Here is a 20,472-nt window from a genome sequence, read left to right as displayed (position 1 = left end):
GGCACTGTCCTCCGCCTTTCTTCTCCCCAAAATGTAACCACGATGGTGGCGGTAAGCCGCCCGAAGGGCCTTCCATGACTTCCACACCGAGCGCGGCCGGGCGAACCGGCCCGGGACCGGGCTTACTGGCCGTGCTGACGCCGGCGATCCTCGCCACGGTCACGGCCAGCGACATGGTCAACCTGATGCTTCCGACGATCGGGGCCGAGTTCGGGGCCTCCGAGGCGGAACTAGCCTGGGTCGTCACCGGATTCCTGCTGATGTTCTCGGTCGGGATCCCCCTGTACGGCCGCATCTCCGACCGCGTGAGCCTGCGCCGCCTCTTCGCCTTCGCGCTGCTCACCTACGCCCTCGGCAGCCTGGTCTGCGCGATCTCCCCGAACCTGGCCGTGCTCGTGGCCGGGCGGATCGTCACGGGCGCCGGCGCGGCCGCGATCCCCGTGCTCTCGATCGTCGCCGTCACGACGCTGCTGCCGCCGGAGCGGCGCGGTGTCGGGATCGGCGTCGTCTCCGCCGGCGCGGGCGTCGGCACCGCCGCCGGACCGGCGCTGGGCGGCGGCATCGGAGAGACGCTCGGCTGGCCCGCGCTGTTCTGGATCATGCTCGCGGTCTCGCTGCTGCTCCTCCTGCCGGCCCTGCGGGTACTCCCGGACGACACCCCGCGCAGCTCGGGCCGGCTCGACCTCCCCGGCGGCGTCCTCCTCGGCCTCGGGGCCGGTCTCGTCCTGTTCGGCATGACCCGGGCCCAGGTCTCCGGCTTCACCGACCCGCTGTCCTGGGGCGGCCTCGCGGTCGCGGTCGCGGCGCTCGTGCTCTTCGGGGTGCGCACCGCCCGGGTCGACCAGCCGTTCGTGCCGCCGGGCCTGTTCACCCACCGCGGGTACCGGACCGGCGTCCTCGTCGCGTTCCTGGCGATGGTCGTCAACCTCGGCGGCCTGGTGTTCGTCCCGCTGCTGCTCGTGGAGGTCGACGAACTCACCCCGGGCGAGGGCGCCTTGGTGATGATCCCGGCCGGCCTCGTGACCGCGCTGCTCTCCCCGTGGATCGGACGCCTCGCCGGCCGCGTCGACGCCCGGGTCCTGGTGCTCTCCGGGCTCGGCCTCATCGGGCTGTTCTCGCTGTTCCTCTCGTCCTTCACCGGCGGCTCCTCGGTGGTCCTCGCCGGTGTCGGGATCCTCGGGCTGAGCATCGGCTTCATGCTCGTGATGACCACCGTCATCGGCGCCGCGGCGGGCGAACTGCCGCCCGAGCAGGTGGGTGCCGGGATCGGGATCCTCCAGGGGGCCCAGTTCCTCGGGGCCGGAACCGGCCCCGCCGTGTTCGGCGTGCTGGTGTCCGCCCGGCGGCAGGCCGGCGGCGACGCCCTCAACCCCCTCCACTCCGGCCACGACGGCGCGGCCTACTCCGACGTCTTCCTCGCCATGGCCGTGGTCGTCGTCCTCACGCTCGCCGTCGCGTCGCGGATGCCCCGGACGCCACGGCCGCGCCCCGCGGAGGGTTCCGCCGAGGGCGCCGGGGCCGCGGCCGGGTGACCCTCCGCCGACGGCCCGGCGCGGGAGCGTCCGGAGCAGCGGGCGCGGGCGTTCCGGTCCGCGCCCGGCGGAGCTCCCGGGTTCCTGACTACGCGCGTCCAGCGGAAGCGTCCGGCGCGGACCCGGGCGACGGGTCGGGGCCGACCCGGGCCCGGCGGGCCAGGAGGTCGGCGAAGGCCACGGTGAGCGGGTCGGGGCGGGTGCGGGTGTAGGCGGTGAGGGTGCGCAGGACCGGGGGTTCCGGGCGCAGCAGGGCACCCTCGAAACGGGCGGGGACGATGTCGGCGGGCACCAGGGCGGGCCCGAGTCCGGCCGCGGCCAACAGCGGTGCGGCCGAGGTCTGTTCGGCGCGGACCGCCGCCCGGGGGCGGAATCCCGCCCGGGCGCAGACCTGGTCCAGGAGGTCGGCGAGGCCGTTGTCGGGGGCGTAGTGCACCCAGTCGCGGTCGGCGAGTTCGGTGAGGGCGACGGTGCCGCCGGGGCGCCCGGCCAACGGGTCCTCGGCGGGCAGCACGATGGTGAACTCCTCGACGCCGAGTTCCCTGATCGGGCCCTCCCAGCCGGCCGGCTCGGGGCCGATGGCGAGGTCGGCGCGGCCCGCTGCCATGGCGTCCCGGAGCCGGTCGGCGTGCGGGTACTCGCGCAGCCGGATCCGTACGCCGGGGTGGTGGCGGTGCCAGTCCCGCAGCACCGGCGGCAGGATGCCGAGGCTGACCGAGTAGACGACGGCGACCTCCAGTTCGCCCTCCTCCAGGCCTGCCGTGCGGCGGGCCGCGGCGTGCAGGCGCTCGGCCTCGGCGAGTGCGGCGCGGGCGTGCGGCAGGACGGACCGGCCCATCGGGGTGAGCCGCACCGAGCGGGGGAGGCGTTCCAGCAGCGGGCCGCCGAGGGCGCCCTCCAGGGCGCGGATCTGGTGGGAGAGGGCGGGCTGGGTGACGTGCAGCTGTTCGGCGGCCCGGGTGAACGATCCGGTGTCGACCACGGTGGTCAGGTACTCGAGCTGCCTGAGCGTCGGCGTTGCCATGAACAGATGTTATCGGAGCCCTAGAAAACATGCCTTGGACTCATCATCGCTGGTCGGGGGAGAGTCGTCCTGCGGCCGCCGGCGGGAAGCAGCGGGCGGCCGAACCTGACGATCAGAAGGAGTGACTCCATGTCCGACACCACCTCCCTGCGGGGGCAGCGGCTCGTCGTCGTCGGTGCGGGTTCGCGCACCGGACAGGCCCTCGCGAAGGCCGCCTCGGCGGCCGGCGCCTCCCTGGTGCTGGCCGGCCCGGACCCGCGCAAGCTGGAGTGGACGGCCGGCGAGCTGTCCGGGCCGTCCGAGACGATCGCCCTCGACATCACGGACGAGGAGTCGATCGCCGCCTTCGCCGCCCGGGCCGGGCGCTTCGACCACCTGGTCTCGACCGCCGCGATACCGGCCAACGGCCCGCTGCGGGAGCTCGAAGCGGCCGACGTCCAGCGGGCGTTCGCGGCGAAGGTGATCGGCCCCCTGCTGCTGGCCAAGCACCTGGCCGGGCAGGTCTCCGAGAGCGGCTCCTTCACCTTCTTCTCCGGCGTGGCCGCGTGGCGCCCGGCGCCCGCGCGCACGGTGATGGCCACCACCAACGGCGCGCTGGCCTTCCTGGTGCAGGCGCTGGCGGTGGAGATCGCGCCGGTGCGGGTCAACGCCGTCTCGCCGGGCATCGTCGACACCGGCTCCTGGGACGGCCTGGGCGCCGGCAAGGAGGCGTTCCTGCGCGGGGTCGCCGAGCGCAACCCGGCCCGTCGTGTCGGCGCCCCGGAGGACCTGGTCAAGGCGGTCCTCTACGCCATCGACAACCCGTACGTCACCGGCACGGTGCTGCACGTGGACGGCGGCGGACGGCTCGCCTGAACCGCGGCCGCAGCCGCGTCGCTCTCTCCCCGGCACGCCCGACTCCCGGGCGTGCCCACCCCGACCCGAGGAGTTCCTCCATGCGTTCGCGCACCGTGATCCGCACCGCCGCCGTCCTGGCGGCCCTGGCCGCCCTGACGGGCGGCACCGCCTCGGCCGTCCCCGTCCCCGTCCCCGCCCCCGTCCACGGCGGCGGCCGGCACGACTCCGCCCGGGACTGGCCGCAGCGGCTGATCGACCGCACGCCCGGCCTCGTCCAGCCGAAGGCGCTCACCGCGGACCGTTCGGTCGGCGCCCGGCGTGCCGCTCAGGAGGTCCACCTCGCCCAGCAGCTGTACACCTTCTGGAACACCGGCGAGCAGCGCTACCTGGACGCGGCGATCAGCCCGCGGTTCCGGGACGAGACCCTGCCGCCGGGCCGTCCGCAGGGCCCCGCCGGGCCGCTGTTCGCCTCGAAGAACTTCCGCGCCGCCGTTCCGGACCTGACCTGCGAGCTGTCCGACCTGCTGGTCACCGGAGACAAGATCACCGCCCGGCTGGTCTTCCGCGGCCACTTCACCGGCACCTTCGACGGCGTGCGGGGCCGGGGCCAGGACGTCGAGTTCAACGCCATCGACATCCAGCACGTCGGCACCGACCGGATCACCGAGGACTGGCACATCGAGGACAACGCGACCCTGCTGGCCCAACTGGGCGTCCGAGCCTGACGGTTGCGCACCGGGGCGGTGGGCGCCGCAGGTCGGGGATCCGCGCGGCGGGAGCCGGCGGGTCGGGGTTCCGCGCGGCGGATCAGGACGTGGCGCCGGCCATCGTGTCGCCGGTGAGGTCGGCGTCCGCGGTGCCGTCGGCGTCGCTGAGCCCGAGGCGCAGGTGCTCGGTGTGGTAGACGGCCTGGTCGAGGAGTTCGGCGACGTGGTTGTCGTACAGCGCGTAGACCACCGAGCGGCCCTGCCGGGTGCCGGTGACCAGGCCGAGGTTGCGCAGGAGCCGCAGTTGGTGGGAGCAGGCGGACTGTTCCATGCCGACGGCGTGGGCGAGTTCGGTGGCCGCGCAGGGCCCTTCGCGCAGGCGGGCGAGGATCAGCAGGCGGGACGGGGTGGCCAGGGCCTGCAAGGTGGTCGCCACCCGGGCCGCGTTGTCCGCGTCCAGGCGCGTGCGGGGGACGGCGTTGTTCGCGGGAGCGGCTCCATGACCCATGGGGCAATACTACAGATAACACTTGAATGGCTGTTCATGTGTTCCTGTATCGTGGTTCGGGTCGTCACTCCTGCCCACGCCCTGCCCGAAGGGTCCCTCTGCCATGTCCTCCACCCTGATCCAGCGCCCCGCCCCCGAGGCGGCCGCGGGATCCCCCCGTGTCGCCCCCCGTCGGCGGACGCGGATCCTCGCGCTGCCCGAGGCCCGGTGGGCCCTCGCCGCGCTGCTGCTGTTCCTGGTCGCGCTGCCGCTGCAGCTGACCGCCGCCCCGGCCTGGGCGTGGGGGCCGCTGTACGCGCTCGCCTACGCCACCGGCGGCTGGGAGCCGGCCTGGGCGGGCCTTCAGGCGCTGAAGGAGAAGACCCTCGACGTCGACCTGCTGATGATCGTCGCCGCGCTGGGCGCCGCCGCGGTCGGCCAGGTGATGGACGGCGCCCTGCTGATCGTCATCTTCGCCACCTCCGGCGCCCTGGAGGCGATCGCCACCGCCCGCACCGCCGACTCGGTGCGCGGCCTGCTCGACCTCGCCCCCGCGACGGCCACCCGGCTGCTGGACGACGGCACCGAGGAGAGCGTGCCCACCGGGCGACTCGCGGTCGGCGACACCGTCCTGGTGCGTCCCGGCGAGCGGATCGGCGCCGACGGGCGGGTCCTGGACGGGGCGAGCGAGGTCGACCAGGCCACCATCACCGGCGAACCGCTGCCGGTCGCCAAGGGAACGGGCGACGAGGTGTTCGCCGGCACCCTGAACGGCACCGGCGCGCTGCGGATCAAGGTCGAGCGGGACGCCGCCGACTCGGTGATCGCCCGGATCGTGAAGATGGTCGAGGAGGCCTCCGAGACCAAGGCCCCCACCCAGCTGTTCATCGAGAAGGTCGAGCAGCGCTACTCGATCGGCATGGTCCTCGCCACCCTCGCCGTGTTCGCGGTCCCGCTGGCCTTCGGCGCCGCGTTCACCGGCTCGCTGCTGCGGGCGATGACCTTCATGATCGTCGCCTCCCCGTGCGCGGTGGTGCTCGCCACCATGCCGCCGCTGCTGTCCGCGATCGCCAACGCCGGGCGCCACGGCGTGCTGGTGAAGTCCGCCGTGGTGATGGAACGGCTCGGCCAGGTCGACGCCGTCGCCCTGGACAAGACCGGCACCCTGACCGAGGGCACGCCCCGGGTCACCGACATCCGCCCGCTGGACGGCTCCGGCCTCACCGAGGACGAGCTGCTGGCGCTCGCGGCGGCGGCCGAGCACCCCAGCGAACACCCCCTCGCCCGCGCGATCGTCGACGCCGCCCGCACCCGGGGCCTGGCCCTGGCGGCGGCCGAGGACTTCGCCTCCGCCCCCGGCGTCGGGGTGACCGCCACCGTCGGGGGCCGTGCCGTCGCGGTCGGCGCCCCGGCCCGGCTGCTGACCGACGCCACGGACACCGACGCCACGGACACCGCCGCCGCCCTCGTCGCCGAGCTGGAGGAGGGCGGCCGCACCGCCGTCCTGGTGGAAGCCGACGGCGCCCCGGTCGGCGTCCTCGGCATCGCCGACCGGCTGCGCCCGGACGCCGCCGCCACCGTCACCGCGCTCACCTCCCTGACCGGCACGGTGCCGATGCTGGTCACCGGCGACAACCCCCGCGCCGCCGCCGCGCTGGCCGCCGGGGTCGGCATCACCGACGTCCGCGCCGGGCTGCTGCCCCAGGACAAGGTCGCCGCCGTCAGGGAGCAGGAGGCGGCGGGCCGCAAGGTGCTGGTCATCGGCGACGGCGTCAACGACGCCCCCGCCCTGGCCGCCGCCCACACCGGCGTCGCGATGGGCCGGGCCGGCTCCGACCTCGCGCTGGAGACGGCCGACGCGGTCATCGTCCGCGACGAACTCGCCACCGTCCCCGCCGTCGTCGCGCTCTCCCGCCGCGCCCGCGGCTTCGTGGTGCAGAACCTGGTCATCGCCGCGGTGTTCATCAGCGGCCTGGTGGTCTGGGACCTGGTCGCCACCCTGCCCCTGCCGCTCGGCGTCCTCGGCCACGAGGGCTCCACCGTCATCGTCGGCCTCAACGGCCTGCGGCTGCTGCGCGAGTCCGCCTGGACCCGGGCCCGCGCCGGGGGCCGCCGCTGAGCCCGTGCGCCCGCGGACCCGGGCGACGCCCCCGGAGAAGGGAGCCTCGGCCGGTCCGCGGCGCCTCCGAGCCCCGTGCCGGTGGCGGGTGGGGTGGTGTCAGCCGGTGTAGGTGAACTCGCCGGCGGGCCCGGAGGGGGAGAGGTAGCCGTTCACCAGCACCCGGACGTCCACGACCTTGCTGTGGGGCGCGCCCGACGGCGGCGCGGTCGCGGTGACCTGGGTCGGCGAGTCGAGCGTGACGGAACCCGACTCCTTCTTCCCGAAGTACACGGTGGGGTCGGCGGCGAAGCCGGTGCCGGTGATGGTGACCGTCGTCCCGGCCTTCCCGTTGTCGGGGCTGATGCCGGTGACGAGGACGGGCTGCGGCCCGCCGTAGGCGAACTGCCCGGCCGGGACGGCGGGGGAGGTGTCCAGGGTGTTGGTGATCCGGACGTCGACCACGCCGACCCCGGCGGGTGCGGTCGCCCTGATCCGCTTGTCGCTCTCGAGGTGGAAGGCCGTGCACGGGACGGGCCCGAAGTCGACCGCGCAGTTCGCGTCGAAGCCGCTTCCGGTGATGGTGACCGTGGTGCCCTCCTTTCCGGTGGCCGGATCGAGGGCCGTCACCACCGGGCCGGCGGGCAGGAGGTGCGCCCGCAACAGCTTCAGGTAGGTCGAGTTGGCGTGCTGGTGGGCGACCTGGCCCAGGAAGTCCCCGGTCGAGTGCTTGACCAGGTCGTGGTCGTAGTGCTCGTAGTGGGCGTTCAGGCCCTCGGTGCGCCTGTTCGGCTGGACGTAGACGTTGGGTCCGGTGAGGGCCTCGATCTCCGGGACGAGGATCTCCTTGACGGCGGCGGTGGCGACGGGCCCGTGATCGGCGGGGTACCACTGCTTGACGGCGGAGAGGTCGGCCCACGCCCGCGGCACCATGTCGTAGTCGTTGGCGTAGTGCGCGTTCACGGTCCACTTCACCGAGTCGAAGTGGTCGGCGAAGTCCTTCAGGCCGGCGGTGGGCGCGGCGAAGGTGACGACTCCGACCTGTGGCGTGACCCCTTCCCAGGGCCGGGTGCGCAGGTGCAGCGCGAGCACGGTCGCGATGCAGCCGCCCAGGCTGTGACCGATGACGTAGAGGGCCGGCTGCGACGACGCGCCCGTGAACAGGCCGGCGAGCGCCTGTTCCAGGCCGGTGCCTGTCGGCGGAGGAGCGTCGATCATGCTGACGATCTCGGTGAACGCGGTCATCGCCCCCTTCGAGACGGAGAGCGGCTTCGACGACCCGCCGGTGGTGAACGGGACCACGGTGCCGACGTCGAGGTCCTCGAGGACGTCGGTCACGTTGGCGTTCGTGCCGCGGACGACCACGGCGATCACGTTCGGATCGAAGCTGTTCTTCGCGATGTACGCCATGTTCGCGTTGTAGGGGCTCAGCCCGAGCCAGGCCAGCTCCCAATTTCCCCGGGTCGACAGGGAGGGATCGGCCAACTGCCGGGCGATGCCGGCGGCGATGCGGAGCCGCTGCTCCGGCAGGGTCTCCCCCGAGGGCCGAGAGGTCGCCCCCGTCGCCGCGATCGCGGCCAGGGTCATGGTCAGCGCGGCCATCGAATCGACCGGTTCTGCCGTCATGATCACTCCTCAAGCACTCGTTCGACCGCAGAACGGCCGGTCGGATCGTGCTCAAAGTAGTGGCGGTCCCGGACCGCTGAAGGAGCCTCGGCCCGGTGGGACGCCGGGTTCAGCCCTTCGGCCCAGGCCCCTGTGCCCGCGTCGGCAGCACCCGCGCCGGATCCGCCGGAGGCCATGGGCGGACGGCGAGCCGTCCACCCATGGCCGATGGCGTCACCGCGGGGTGTCGCCGAGGGCCGGTCGCCGACGACCGGTGGTGGAGATGTCGACTACTGAGCGGCGCCCTTGATCGTGGGCTGGGTCTTCTGGTTGTAGATCTCCTTGCCGTCCGCGTTGTAGGCGTGGACGTAGGGAGCCGGGGGGAAGGCGTCCGGGTCGTCGCTGGTGGAGATGGCGGCGGTGTAGGCGAACGCGCCGTCCGCCATGACGGCCAGGTACTCCGTCGCCTCGTCGCCGTAGCTGATGGTGACCTTGGCGACGTCGGACGTGTAGTGCCCGGCGCCCACCGAGAGGAACTTCCCGGCGCCGGCCGGCGAGCTGAAGCTGTCGAAGAACGAGACCCGGTGGCCGGTGCCCCACAGGCGGTCGTTGATGAACGTCGCGGGGCTGGACATGCTGGTGCCCGTGGCGCCCTTCGACTCGCACTGCACGTACTTCTTGGCGGAGTTGACGGCGAGGACCACGCCGTCGGTGTCCGAGGAGGCGATGGGAGCGCGGACCGCGATCACCGGGTGGAACTGCGGGGCCTCGGCGCCCAGGCAGGAGGCGAGGATCTGCGCGGTGGTCGCGGGGTCGATCGGGGTCGTCGCGGTGCTGGTGACGGTGAAAGCGCCCGGGGTGAGGGTCTTCGGGGCGGCGGCCGCGCCGGTGCCGGGCGCCACCGGGGCGGCAGCCGGGGCGGCGGGCGCCTCGGCGGGCTTGACCTGGACCGAGGGGGTGGCCGTGGGGGTGCCGGTCGCGGCGGTGGCCATTCCCCCGGCGGTCGCGATGGCCGCGGCGGTGGCGGTGATGACCATGATCGGGCGGATGCGCATCAATCCGTGTCCTTTCCTGCGGGCGTCCGGTTGACGCCGGCACCCCGTGTACGCCTCCCGGCGCCCGGCGGGTCGCGCCCCGCACACGTGATCCATGTCATAGGCCGTCGGTGCGACCCCGGGACGGCGCTCGTGCGTACAGGCCGGGAGGCTACGCCCAGGACGCGCGGCTCCACCGTCGCGGCCGAGGAGTACTCCCTCACGCATCACCTGTGCCGCGAGCCGACGGACAGTCCCGGAAGAGAGGCCCTTGATGACGCCCCAGGAGTTCGACGCGTTCTACGCGGCGTCCTTCTCCCGCCTGACCGGGCAGCTCTACGCGCTGACCGGCGACTGGTCCGAAGCACAGGACGTGGTCCAGGAGGCCTTCATCCGCGCATGGGACCGAAGGCGCACCTTCGACCCGGACGAGGCCCCGGAGGCGTGGATCCGGACCACGGCCCGGCGGCTGGCACACTCCCGGTGGCGGCGTCTCGCCCGGGGCCTGCACCTGGCCGGACGCCACCACCGCCAGGAACCCCCCACCGTCGAGCCGCCCACCGAGGAGCACCTGATGCTCGTCACCGCGCTCCGCGACCTGCCCGAGGCGCAGCGAGGCGCCCTGGTGCTGCACCACATGTGCGACCTCTCCGTCGAGCAGGTCGCGGCCGAGACCGGCGCCAGCGTCAGCGCCGTCAAGAGCCGCCTCGCCCGCGGCCGGACCGCGCTCGCGGCCAGACTCGCCGACCAGACCCCGACCAGCGAGGAAGGAAAGCTCCGTGTCTGACCCCACGCACGACACCCTTGCCGACCGGCTACGGCTGCTCGGCACACAGATGCCCGCACCGACCCTGCCCGCCGCGGAGATCCGCCGACGCGCCGACCGGCGCCGCCACCGCCGGCGCGCCCTGGTCACGACCGCGGCCTGCACCGCGGCGGCCCTGTGCCTGGCCCTCCCGTCCGTGCTGCACTCACCAGGGCCAAGACACCAGCCGGCGCCGCAGAACGCGCCCGGGCCACACCAGGGAGCGGCCACCACGGACACCTCCTCCGCGTCGGCTTCCCCCCGCCCCCCGGCCGCCTTCACCGTCACCAGCACCACGACGACCCCGATCGACGCCGCGACCGCCACCCAAATCCTCGCCTCCTGCCTGGGCGCCGAGGCGTCGAAGTACCACCCGGTGATCGCGGTCCGCGCCCCCGTCGCCTCCTCGGACACCGACGGCGTCGTCCTCGCCGTCAACTCCGCCGACCAGTACGTGCAGTGCGAGTCGAAGGGCCACAAGGGCACCAGCATCTCCAGCCCCGCGACGTTCATCAACGACCGCCTGTGGGGCACCGGCCACCGGGTCGAGTTCTTCGACAGCTTCAGTGCGCCGGCCGGCGCCGGGCAGTTCCTCCTTCTGGGCGCCGGGCACCACACGCCGGACGTCGCCAAGATCACCATCAGCTACGGCGACGACCCGACGGAGTACCCGGCCGTCATGGCGGACGGCGCGTTCGTCCACACCGCCGCCGTCTCCATCGGCCACAACGGGAGCTCCTTCCCGCCGACCGCCTACGTCCACGCCTACGACGCGGACGGCAAGGAGATCTACAACCAGAGGACGCAGCCCACGGGGGGTAACCGCTGACGGAACGCGCCGTGCGGAGGCGAGGCTCGGCGGACGGAAGTCCCGTCACCCGGACGAGTGGTGCGTGGGCATCCTGCGCGGGATTCGCCCGCGCGGTTGGGACAGTGGAGGCGTCGGTCGGCGAAGGCCCTTCGGGGCCGGCCGTGGCATCGGCTGCCGACGAAACGCACGCCGCCGCTCGTTCGCGCGGCGTGCCCACCGGATCGAGGAGTAGTCCGAGCATGTCCAAAGTCACGACGTCGGGAACCTGGACCGCTGTCACCCCGACCCCGCCCAACGTCTCCGGCCTCCACACCGGCCACGTCAGCTGGGGCACCCCCGCCGGCGGGGGCGGGGGAGGCAAGAGCGGCTACGCGTTCTCCGGCGGCACGATCGAGGTGAACGCCGACGGCAAGGAGGTGACACTGGGCACCTTCACCCACCAGAACTTCCCCATCCACGGTGGCGGCGTCGACCGGTTCGACGTCGACCTCGTGGTGCGCATCCGGTTCGAAGAGGACGACAGGGACCGCGAGTTCAGCTTCAGGTTCCACCACTTCGAGACGCCCAACGACGGCCCCACGCCCGACGACGAGGTCGATCTGCCCACGCGGGTGTCCCCGGAGAGCGTGACCATCGACGGCGAGGAGTACGCCGCCGTGATCACCGGCTTCAAGCGGAACGGCGAGATCGTCAACAAGTTCTTCAGCCCCGAGAACGGTTCCAACAGCGCCGACATCGTCGCCGTGCTCTCCCGGGTGGGCGCCCCCGAGGTGGTGATCACCGACGTCTGCCAGAAGGGCAAGGTCAAGTACACCCAGGCCGACGAGTACGTCGAGATCCTCAACCAGGGCACGGCGCACGCGGACATCTCCGGCTGGAAGCTCCACGCCGACGACCCCGGCCAGAACTTCACGTTCCCGCCCGGCACCACCCTCAAGGCCGGTCAGCGGATCCGCGTCTACACCAACGAGGTCCACCCCGAGTGGGGCGGCTACTCCTTCGGCAGCGGCCGCGCCATCTGGGCCGACAAGGGTGACACCGCGCACCTCTTCGACGCCGAGGGCGAAGGCGTCTACTACTACAGCTACGGCACCGAAGCGGACTGAACCGCCGCGCCCGGCGGGGCGGCCGGCCGGCCGGGGTGCCGGACGGGCCCGCACCGAGCCCGCCACCGCCGCCCTGCGCGACGCCGACCTGCTGTGCCGCTGCCTGACCGGGGCCGCCGAACGCCGCCAGGACCTCATCGGCGCGATCGGCGGCTGCGAGCGGCAGATGTTCGAGTACGGCGGCGAGGCCGTGCGCCGCAGCCTCGCCGCGCTGTCCGCCTTCGTCCCCGGCCCGGAACGACCCGAGCCGGCCTCGGCTTGCTGGGTTCGCGGACACGCCTCCGGGGGCGTGTCCGCGGGGCCGCGGCCGCGTGCGGTGTCGTTCCGGGCGGCTACTGCTTGTCGCAGGTCAGGTCGGCCTCCGGCAGCCGCCCGCCGGCCAGGTAGGCGTTGACCGCGCCGTCCACGCACGCGTTGCCGTACGTCCCGTACAGACCGTGCTGGTCGGAGCCCCGGAGGGTCAGCAGACGCGAGGAGGGCAGCAGCCCGCGCAGCGTCACGGCGTCCCGGTAGGTGGTGCGTGGGTCCCCGGTGGCGGACAGGATCAGCGCCGGCGCGTCGCGGCGCACCTCGGTGGGCGCCTCGCGCGGGCCGTCCAGGAAAGCGCACGGCGAGATGTTGTCCAGCAGCGGGCCGGACAGCGGGTACCGCACGCGGTCGCGCTGGATCCGGCGCCAGTAGTCCTCGGGATCGCGCGGCGCCGTACCGTCCGCGCACACGATGGCCTGCATGACGCTGCCCGCCGGTGAACTCTCCGGCCCGAACAGGAACCGCAGCAGGCCGGCGACCTGCGGTGACGGGGTCACCGGCCGGCCCGCCGCGGCCTCGGCGAGCAACGCCACCAGCTCGGCCAGGCCCGCCCGGTCCGCGTCGGAGTCGGCCGCGAGGTTCATGAACACCGGCACCGGCACCCGGGAGTCGTCGAGTTCGAAGGCATCCGCGCCGGTGCCGACGACGAGCGGGCGCGCAGCGGCCGCCCCGATCGTCCGCAGCACCCCGGCGACCACCTCCTCGCGGGTGCGGCCCAAGCCGTAGGTGCCGTCGCGCTGCGCCGCCCAGTCCGCCCAGTCCTCGAACGCCCGCTCGTTCGCCGACGCCATGTGGGGGAGCAGCGCCGGCCCGGCGTGCGCCGGGGCCAGCGCGCCGTCCAGGACCATCCGGTCGACGCGGCCGGGGAACATCTGCGTGTACACCGTGCCGAGGTACGTGCCGTACGAGAGGCCGAGGAAGGAGAACCGCCGCTCGCCGAGCGCGCCCCGCACCACGTCCATGTCCCGGGCGGCGTCGCGGGTGCCCGCGTACGGCAGCAGGTCCCCGACCGCCGAACGACACCGGGCCGCGAGATCCCGCTGGGTGACGACCTGGCGCTCGAACGAGGCCCGGCTCGTCCCGGAGGAGGCGATGCTGCCGTAACCGACCGGCCAGCCGCAGTCGATGGGCGAACTGCGCCCGACGAAACGCTGGTCCAGCCCGACGATGTCGAAGCGGGCGGCGGTGTCCTTCAACGCGGCGTGCACCCGCGGCGGCGAACCCAGCGTCGGACTGCCGGGGCCGCCGTCGTTCAGCAGCAGCGTGCCGATCCGGTGCCGGGTGTCGGTGGCCCTGATCCGGGACAGCGCCAGTGTGAGGGTGCGCCCGCCGGGGTTCCCGTAGTCGAGCGGCACGGTGACCTCCGCGCACCGGGCACCGGCCTGCTCCAGCGCGGCACCGTCCTGGTCCTCCGGGCCCTGGACGCAACTGTGCCAGTCGAGGCGCTGCTGGTAGAAGCGATCGAGCCCCGGGGCGGCGGCCTGTGCCCGTGCCGGCGTGGTGGCGGCGGCCGCGGTCAGGCCGGCCGTGAGAGCGAGGGCGGCCGCGACGGCGCGGCGGCGGAGAGCGGTCATGACGTCTCCTCGGCGATGAGGGGCCCGGGTGGGGCCCTGGACAAGGCAGGGTCGTGCCGGCGGAACGGGGAAATCGGCGGCCCGGACCGCCCGGCGAGCTTGCGCGCCAGGCTATGTGACGGCATATCAGATGGGTGCCCGCCCCGCCCCGTTCTCTGCGAGACGGAACGGGCCGCGCGGGCCACGGGTTCCCGCCCTCGCCAGGCCGAGCCGGGGCCCTGCCGCACCGGAACCGTCGTGACGTACCGGCGGCGGGCCGGCCTCGGCTCTCCGGATCCGCGAACGGGCCGGGTGACCACCCGTCAGGCGGGCCGTAGGGTGCCGGTATGCCACTTGTCGACGTGACCTACGCGTCCAGCGTGCCCGAGTCCTGTCTGCGCGAACTGGGCGCGGTGCTGCCCCATCTGGTGTCCCTGGCCGTCGAGTGCTCCGAGGAGCCGTACGACGGCGATCTGCGGCCGGGGGACGTCGAGGTCCGCTTCCGGCCGCTGGGCCCGCTGGACCGCAGCGGCCTGCCGGTGGTGATCGAGATCAGGTCGAAGTGGTTCGCCGCCAGGGCGGCCAACCGGCAGGAGCGCGTGGACGCGCTGCACGCGGACATCCGCGCCGCGACCGGGCTCGTCGACTTCGGCGTCTACCTGTCCCTGCCGGTTGCCGCCTGGTCCCAGGGGGACTGAGCGGGCCCGGTCGCCGACCGCCGTCGCTCACCCGGCCGCGGCGCACGCCCGTGCTTCCTCCAGGTACCGCGCCACCGGGCCGAGGGTCAGCATTCCGCTCGCGGCGCCGGCGTGTTCCGCAGGGGCGTCGCGCAGGGCGGCCTCGGCGCGCGCGGCGGCCGTGGGCTCGCCCAGCCGCGCGGCGGCGCGGGCGGTCAGGCACCAGAGGGCCTCCTGCAGGTGGTCGCGCGGGGGTTCGGGCACCGCGGCGAGCGCGGCGCGGGCCTGGTCGACCCGGTTCTGGGCGAGCAGCACCAGGGGGTGCGCCCACGGCCGGTACGGGCCCCAGTCCAGGCGAGGGTCGGTGGGCGCGGGCCGGTCGTTCAGCAGGCGCAGCCCCAGGAGTGCGAGCGCGAGCAGGCCGCGGTGCAGCCCCGGCATGCCGGCCGTCCGCAGGGCGTCGTCGGCGGCGCGGTACTGCTGCGCGGCCGCGGCGGCGCCCGGTCCGCCGGGTTCGGTGCTGCGGGTGGCCGTGGTCCGGGCCCGCAGCCACGCGGTGAGGACGGGGACGAGGGGCGCCTCGGTGGTGGCGGCGAGCCGTTCGGCGGCTTCGGCGTGCGCGGCCGCGGTGTCGAGGTCGCCGAGGGCGGAGGCGCTCTGCAGGCGGACGAGTCGTCCGAGGACGGCGAAGGTCGGCAGCTCGTGGCGGGTGGCGAGGTCGAGGATCTCGGTGCCGATGCGGTCCCGTGCGGGGGCGAGCCCGCAGCGGGTGAAGGTCTGCAGGAACACCCCGTTGAGGGCGAACGCCAGCACGGCGGGATCGGCCAGGTCCCGCGCCAGTGCCTCGGCCTGCCGGGCCGCCCGCAGCGCGCGCTCCCGCTCGGCCCCGGAGAGGTCGGCGCCGCGGCTTTCGACGGCGATCGTGGCCAGGAGGCGGGCGCGTAGGTCGGCGGGGCCGTCGGGGCCCAGTGCGGTGAGGGTGTGCTCGGCGGCCGCGACGACGGCGCGGGACTGTCCGGGGTCGTCGGCCCGGCTCCAGAGGGCGGGTACGTCGTAGGCGCCGATGATCCTGGCGGTCAACCGGAGGTCTCCCGTGCGCTGTGCGGCCCGGATCGCGGCGAGGCGGTCGCGTCGCGAGCGGACGAGGGCCTCGCCGCCCGCCAGTGCGAGGGTGCGGGCCAGGTCCACGGTGGTGCGCGGGCCGAGCGGTACGCCGGGGCCGTGCCATACGGTGCCGGCGCATTCCGGGGGAGCCGACTCGCGGAGGAAGTCCTCTTCCAGGCGCCGGAGTTCGGGGCCGGGGTCCAGTCCGAGCCGGTCCACGAGCATCGCGCGGGCGCGGCGCAGGGCGGCCAGCGCGTCGGCCCGGCGGCCCGCTTGGTGCAGTGCGCGGGCGAGAAGTCCCCAGGCCGGCTCGCGCCAGGGGTGTTCGGCGACGTGGGCGCCCAGTTCGGCGACGAGGCCGGCTCCTTCGCCGGAGTCGAGGGCGGCGCGGGCGCGCAGTTCGACCGCTTCCAGCCGCCATTCCTCCAGGCGGGTCCGTTCGCGCCGCGCCCACGCGGCGTCGGTCACGTCGGCGTAGGCGGGCCCGCGCCAGGCGGCGAGTGCCGCGTCGAGGCCGGGCACGGCGTGGGGGTCGCGCCGGGCACGGACCAGGGCGTCCTGGAACCGGTGGACGTCCACGTCCTCGCGCGGCAGGCGCAGCGCGTAGCCGGGGCCTTCGGTGACGAGCACGCGCGGTGGGGTGCGGGGCGGCCGGTCGGGTTCGAGGGCGCGGCGCAGCGCGGCGACGAACGTGCGCAGGGCGCCGACGGCGCGGGCCGGGGGGTCGGTCCACAGGTCGTCGACCAGGGTGTCGGTGGTGACCATCCGTCCCTCGGCGGCGACGAGCCGGGCGAGCACCTCCCGGTGGCGGGGCCCGCCCAGGTCGACGGGGCTCCCGTCGTCGCGGAGGGCCCGCACGGTACCCAGCACGTCTATTCGCATGCCCCCATCCTCCGTGCCGGAGCGGGCCGCGCCCAACCGTACTGATCCGTTGCTGATTGACGTCGTCCAGGCTGGCCCGGTCACCCCCGGCCGGTCCGCGCCGGCCCGGTCACCCCCCGACCGGTCCGCGCCGGCCCGGTCACCTTCCGACCGGTCCGCGCCGGCCCGGTCACTTCCCGACCCGAGAGGACGGTCTTCCCATGACGCCCACTGTTCCCGGCTTCGACCTCGTGCGCCTGCCCGGTGCGAACGGCGTGGAGCTGGCCGCCGCCGTCGGCGGCAGCGGCAGCCCGGTCGTGCTGCTGCACGGCTTCCCCCAGACCCACCTGATGTGGCGGCACGTCGCCGAGCGGCTCGCCGGCGAGCACACGGTGATCTGTCCGGACCTTCGGGGCTACGGTGCCAGCGACAAGCCGGCGGGCACCGACCCGGAGTCGTACGCCAAGCGCACCATGGCCGCCGACGTCGTGGCCCTGTCGGCGGCGCTCGGGCACGAGCGCTTCGCCCTGGTCGGCCACGACCGGGGCGCGCTGGTCGCGTTCCGGGCGGGGCTGGACCACCCGGAGACCGTCACGCACCTGGGGATACTCGACGTCGTGCCGACGCTCGACATGTGGGACGTCCTGCGGGGCGTGCCGGCGGCGGTCGGCTACCACCTCTTCCTGATGGCGCAGCCGCCGGGCCTGCCCGAGACGATGATCGCCAACAGCGCGGACGCCTTCTTCGGTTCGTTCCTCGACGCCTGGGCCGGGGATCCGGCCGCCCTGCCGGCGGAGGTGCGGGCCGAGTACCTGCGGGCGAGCGCGGCGGCGGTGCCGTCGATCGTCGCGGACTACCGGGCGTCGGCCGGCATCGACGTCGTGCACGACCAGGCGGACCTGGACGCCGGGTCGCAGCTGGCCATGCCGGTGACGGTGGTCCAGCAGGACTGGGGAGCGCGGCTGGGCTACGACGCCGCCGCGGTGTGGCGGGCGTGGGCGCCGGACCTCGACCACCGGCTGACCCGGGCGGGGCACTTCATGGCGGAGGAGGCTCCCGAGGAGATCACGGAGGCGGTCCGGAGCCTGCTGGCGCGCTGAGCGAGCACCTGGAAGTGGGGAAGTGTCCCCGGTTTGGTAGGGTCGGATCCACCAACCGGGGAGCACTCCCCGTTTTCCAGGAGGTATCCATGCCGGCTCCGACGCTCCAGGAACTCTCCCCCTCGGGAATCGACGTCACCGTCGACCCCTACCCCGCCTACGCGGCACTGCGCGAGAAGGGGCCGGTCCACCGGATCCTCCTGCCGGGATCCGGCGAAGCCTGGCTCGTCGTCGCCCGCGACGAGGTCCGCGCCGCCCTCACCGATCCCCGGCTGAGCAACGACATCCGCCACTCCGCCACATGGACCGACGACGGCGGCCACGCCCTCGGGGTCAACATGCTCCAGAGCGACCCGCCCCAGCACACCCGGCTGCGCACACTCGTCGCCGCCGAATTCACGGCCGGCCGGATCCGGGCGCTGCGCCCCCGCGTCCAGGAGATCGCCGACACCCTGGTCGACGCCCTGCCCGCCGCGGGTACCGCGGACCTCGTCGCCTCCTACGCGCTGCCCCTGCCGATGACCGTCATCTGCGAACTGCTCGGCGTGCCGGAGGCGGACCGCGCCGGATTCCGGGCCTGGTCCACCGAACTGGTCACGCCGAGCTCGCCGGAGGCCGTCGGCGAGGCGTCCGTCGCCATGACCGCGCGCCTCACGACCCTCATCGAGGAACGCCGGGCCGACCCGCGTGAGGACCTGCTTAGCGCGCTCGTCGCCCCGGCCGCCGACGGGCTCTCCGCCGAGGAACTGCTCGGGATGGCCTTCCTGCTCCTCGTCGCGGGGCACGAGACCACCGTCAACCTCATCTCGGGGACGGTGCTGTCCCTGCTCACCCACCCCGAGCAGCTCGCCGCCCTGCGCTCCGACCCGGGCCTCGTCGACAGCGCGATCGAGGAGACCCTGCGCCACGACGGCCCGGTGGGGGCCGCGGCCTTCCGCTTCGCCAAGGAGCCGGTCCGGATCGGCGACACCACCGTCCCGGCCGGCGACAGCGTCCTCGTCTCCCTGGCCGCGGCCTCCCGGGACCCGCTCCACTTCCCCGACCCGGACCGGTTCGACATCCGCCGCAAGCCCGCCGGCCACCTCGCCTTCGGCCACGGCATCCACCACTGCCTCGGTGCCCCCCTCGCCCGGGTCGAAGCCGCCGTCGCCCTGCGGACCCTGATCGAGCGCCGCCCCCGCCTCGCCCTCGACACCGACCCGGCCGACCTCGTCCGGCGGCCGAGCACCCTGCTGAGGGGGCTGGCGAGCCTGCCGGTGCGGTTCCACGACGCGACGCCGCGTCCCGCCGTGCTCCCGTAGGCGTACGGGCCACGGGCGGTGGCCGCGGCCCGGTGCCTGCCCGTGGGTCAGACCGCGAAGCGCGCCGCGACGTCGTGCAGCGCCGCGCCGAGCAGGTCGACGTCCTCGGCACGGGTGTAGAGCGCCGGGGTCACGCGGACGCAGTCACCGGCGGCCGGCCCGCCGCGCCGGACGGTGAAGACGCGGTACCGGTCGAGGAGGTGGCGGACGATGGCGGTGTTGTCGGCCTCGCTGGTGCGACCGCGCACCCGGAACGCGGTCAGGGCGCCGTAGGCGCCTTCCTCGTCCGGGGTGAGGATCTCGATGCCACCGGTACGGCGCGCGGCTGCCACCCAGCGGTCCCGCAGGTGGCGCAGTCGGGCCTGCTTCACCGCGGCCCCGCCCACGGCCCGGTGGAAGTCGACGGCGGCGGGGACGGTCAGCATCGGTGCGACGTCCGTCGTCCCGGAGTGGACGCGGGAGCGGATGTCGTCGGCGGGATGGGTCTCGTCGGCGAAAGTCCGGTCGATGTCGGCGAGTCGGCCCCGCCGGATGTAGAGGAAGCCGGTGCCGAGCGGGGCGTTGAGCCACTTGTGGAGGGAGAAGGCGGCGAAGTCCGCGCCGAGGTCGGGGATCCCGAAGTCGAGCTGGCCCCAGGAGTGGGCGGCGTCCACGACGGTGTCGACGCCCCGCCGGCGCGCCATCGCCACGATCGGGGCGACCGGAAGGACCAGGCCGGTGCGGTTGTTCAGGTGGCTGAGCAGGAGCAGCCGTACGCCCGGGTCGGCGTCCAGCGCGCGGGCGTACGTGTCCAGGACAGCGTCCCGGGTGGCGGGTTCGGGCATGGTGATCCGTACGACGCGCACTCCGCGGCGCTCGCGGAGCCAGTTCATCGCCCACTGCGCGCTGTGGTAGTCGAGGTCGCTGTACATCACGGCGTCCCCGGCGCGCAGGCGGTTGTAGCCGCCGATGAGGTTCTGGAGCGCTTCGGTGCCGCACCGGGTGAGCGCGATCTCCTCCTTCGCGACGCCCGCCAGATCGGCGATCCGGGCGCGGACCTGCTCGACCTCCTCCTTGTAGGAGCCGCGCAGCAGGCGGGAGTTGAGCCGGTTGAGACGCTCGGTGTTGTGCTGGTGGGCGATGCGGACCGGCTCGGGCATGATCCCGTAGTAGCCGTTCTCCAGGTTGACGAAGTCGCCGCTGACCGCGTAGCAGCGGGCGACCCGGCGCCAGAACACCTCGTCCTGCGCGACTTCCCCGGGCGGGCGGTCGCCGGCCCGGGGCGGCTCCGGAGGGGGTTCCCGCGGGGGGCGCCCCGCTTCCGCCCGGGGGACGGCGAGGCCGCCGAGTCCGGCGACGAGGCGACGGCGAGTGGGCCCGGTCGACTGGGCCCGGTCCGGGCCCGGGGTGTGGTGATCACGCACGCAACTACCGTACCGGTCAGCCCCGTTGCGGTCAGTGACGTGCTCCGTGTCGCGGCCCGCGCGGACGCGGTGGAGAGGCCGTCGGCCCGCACCGCGGGCTGCGGGACGACGGCCTCGG

17 protein-coding genes are annotated in these 20,472 nt (G+C 74.4%); 10 read left to right on the top strand and 7 right to left on the bottom strand.

Annotated features, from left to right (window positions below; all coding sequences use genetic code 11):
• Positions 1 to 74: 74 nt before the first annotated feature.
• A complete protein-coding gene (locus AB0E96_RS11815) occupies positions 75 to 1,532 on the top strand; it encodes an MFS transporter (protein WP_359821646.1) in 1,458 nt (485 codons plus the stop codon).
• Between the two features lie 88 nt (positions 1,533 to 1,620).
• On the opposite strand, the gene AB0E96_RS11810 is transcribed toward AB0E96_RS11815, so the two are convergent.
• Positions 1,621 to 2,556: a LysR family transcriptional regulator gene (locus AB0E96_RS11810; protein WP_359821643.1), complete on the bottom strand. Its 936-nt coding sequence runs from the start codon at positions 2,554 to 2,556 to the stop codon at positions 1,621 to 1,623.
• Between the two features lie 129 nt (positions 2,557 to 2,685).
• Between AB0E96_RS11810 and AB0E96_RS11805 the strand changes: the two genes are divergently transcribed.
• Together AB0E96_RS11805 and AB0E96_RS11800 are read left to right on the top strand one after the other, a co-directional pair.
• Entirely contained in the window at positions 2,686 to 3,411 is a 726-nt protein-coding gene (locus AB0E96_RS11805; protein WP_359821641.1) for an SDR family oxidoreductase, read from the top strand.
• 80 nt (positions 3,412 to 3,491) lie between these two features.
• Positions 3,492 to 4,118: an ester cyclase gene (locus AB0E96_RS11800; RefSeq protein WP_359821639.1), complete on the top strand. Its 627-nt coding sequence runs from the start codon at positions 3,492 to 3,494 to the stop codon at positions 4,116 to 4,118.
• A gap of 82 nt (positions 4,119 to 4,200) precedes the next feature.
• On the opposite strand, the gene AB0E96_RS11795 is transcribed toward AB0E96_RS11800, so the two are convergent.
• A complete protein-coding gene (locus AB0E96_RS11795) occupies positions 4,201 to 4,608 on the bottom strand; it encodes a metalloregulator ArsR/SmtB family transcription factor (RefSeq protein ID WP_359821637.1) in 408 nt (135 codons plus the stop codon).
• 103 nt (positions 4,609 to 4,711) lie between these two features.
• On the opposite strand from AB0E96_RS11795, the gene AB0E96_RS11790 reads away from it, so the two are divergent.
• Entirely contained in the window at positions 4,712 to 6,706 is a 1,995-nt protein-coding gene (locus AB0E96_RS11790; RefSeq protein ID WP_359821634.1) for a heavy metal translocating P-type ATPase, read from the top strand.
• A gap of 99 nt (positions 6,707 to 6,805) precedes the next feature.
• Here AB0E96_RS11790 and AB0E96_RS11785 read toward each other — a convergent pair whose 3' ends face one another.
• Together AB0E96_RS11785 and AB0E96_RS11780 are read right to left on the bottom strand one after the other, a co-directional pair.
• Positions 6,806 to 8,311 carry an IPT/TIG domain-containing protein gene (locus AB0E96_RS11785; RefSeq protein ID WP_359821632.1) on the bottom strand — a complete coding sequence of 502 codons (1,506 nt, stop codon included), beginning with the start codon at positions 8,309 to 8,311 and terminating at the stop codon, positions 6,806 to 6,808.
• A gap of 269 nt (positions 8,312 to 8,580) precedes the next feature.
• Positions 8,581 to 9,345, bottom strand: coding sequence for a hypothetical protein (locus tag AB0E96_RS11780; RefSeq protein ID WP_359821630.1), 765 nt, complete (start codon positions 9,343 to 9,345; stop codon positions 8,581 to 8,583).
• 253 nt (positions 9,346 to 9,598) lie between these two features.
• Between AB0E96_RS11780 and AB0E96_RS11775 the strand changes: the two genes are divergently transcribed.
• The 3 genes from AB0E96_RS11775 (at position 9,599) to AB0E96_RS11765 (ending at position 12,046) form a co-directional block, all read left to right on the top strand.
• Positions 9,599 to 10,111 carry a SigE family RNA polymerase sigma factor gene (locus AB0E96_RS11775; protein ID WP_359821627.1) on the top strand — a complete coding sequence of 171 codons (513 nt, stop codon included), beginning with the start codon at positions 9,599 to 9,601 and terminating at the stop codon, positions 10,109 to 10,111.
• Positions 10,104 to 10,958, top strand: coding sequence for a hypothetical protein (locus tag AB0E96_RS11770; protein ID WP_359821625.1), 855 nt, complete (start codon positions 10,104 to 10,106; stop codon positions 10,956 to 10,958). Before AB0E96_RS11775 ends, AB0E96_RS11770 begins: the two co-directional genes overlap by 8 nt.
• Positions 10,959 to 11,179: 221 nt before the next feature.
• Positions 11,180 to 12,046 carry a lamin tail domain-containing protein gene (locus AB0E96_RS11765; RefSeq protein ID WP_359821623.1) on the top strand — a complete coding sequence of 289 codons (867 nt, stop codon included), beginning with the start codon at positions 11,180 to 11,182 and terminating at the stop codon, positions 12,044 to 12,046.
• Between the two features lie 332 nt (positions 12,047 to 12,378).
• Here AB0E96_RS11765 and AB0E96_RS11760 read toward each other — a convergent pair whose 3' ends face one another.
• Entirely contained in the window at positions 12,379 to 13,929 is a 1,551-nt protein-coding gene (locus AB0E96_RS11760; protein WP_359821621.1) for an alpha/beta fold hydrolase, read from the bottom strand.
• Positions 13,930 to 14,255: 326 nt separating this feature from the next.
• Between AB0E96_RS11760 and AB0E96_RS11755 the strand changes: the two genes are divergently transcribed.
• Positions 14,256 to 14,606: a hypothetical protein gene (locus tag AB0E96_RS11755; protein ID WP_359821619.1), complete on the top strand. Its 351-nt coding sequence runs from the start codon at positions 14,256 to 14,258 to the stop codon at positions 14,604 to 14,606.
• A 27-nt stretch (positions 14,607 to 14,633) separates the two neighbouring features.
• Here AB0E96_RS11755 and AB0E96_RS11750 read toward each other — a convergent pair whose 3' ends face one another.
• Positions 14,634 to 16,571 carry a BTAD domain-containing putative transcriptional regulator gene (locus AB0E96_RS11750; protein ID WP_359821617.1) on the bottom strand — a complete coding sequence of 646 codons (1,938 nt, stop codon included), beginning with the start codon at positions 16,569 to 16,571 and terminating at the stop codon, positions 14,634 to 14,636.
• A gap of 200 nt (positions 16,572 to 16,771) precedes the next feature.
• Between AB0E96_RS11750 and AB0E96_RS11745 the strand changes: the two genes are divergently transcribed.
• Positions 16,772 to 17,650: an alpha/beta hydrolase gene (locus AB0E96_RS11745; RefSeq protein WP_359821614.1), complete on the top strand. Its 879-nt coding sequence runs from the start codon at positions 16,772 to 16,774 to the stop codon at positions 17,648 to 17,650.
• 89 nt (positions 17,651 to 17,739) lie between these two features.
• Positions 17,740 to 18,951, top strand: coding sequence for a cytochrome P450 (locus AB0E96_RS11740; protein ID WP_359821611.1), 1,212 nt, complete (start codon positions 17,740 to 17,742; stop codon positions 18,949 to 18,951).
• Positions 18,952 to 18,998: 47 nt separating this feature from the next.
• Here the strand turns inward: AB0E96_RS11740 and AB0E96_RS11735 are convergent, their stop codons facing one another.
• Positions 18,999 to 20,354, bottom strand: coding sequence for an aminotransferase class V-fold PLP-dependent enzyme (locus tag AB0E96_RS11735; RefSeq protein ID WP_359821609.1), 1,356 nt, complete (start codon positions 20,352 to 20,354; stop codon positions 18,999 to 19,001).
• Positions 20,355 to 20,472: the final 118 nt, after the last annotated feature.

Source organism: Kitasatospora sp. NPDC036755 (genome assembly GCF_040636595.1).
Taxonomy (GTDB): domain Bacteria; phylum Actinomycetota; class Actinomycetes; order Streptomycetales; family Streptomycetaceae; genus Kitasatospora.
This window is presented reverse-complemented; position numbering and strand designations above follow the sequence as displayed.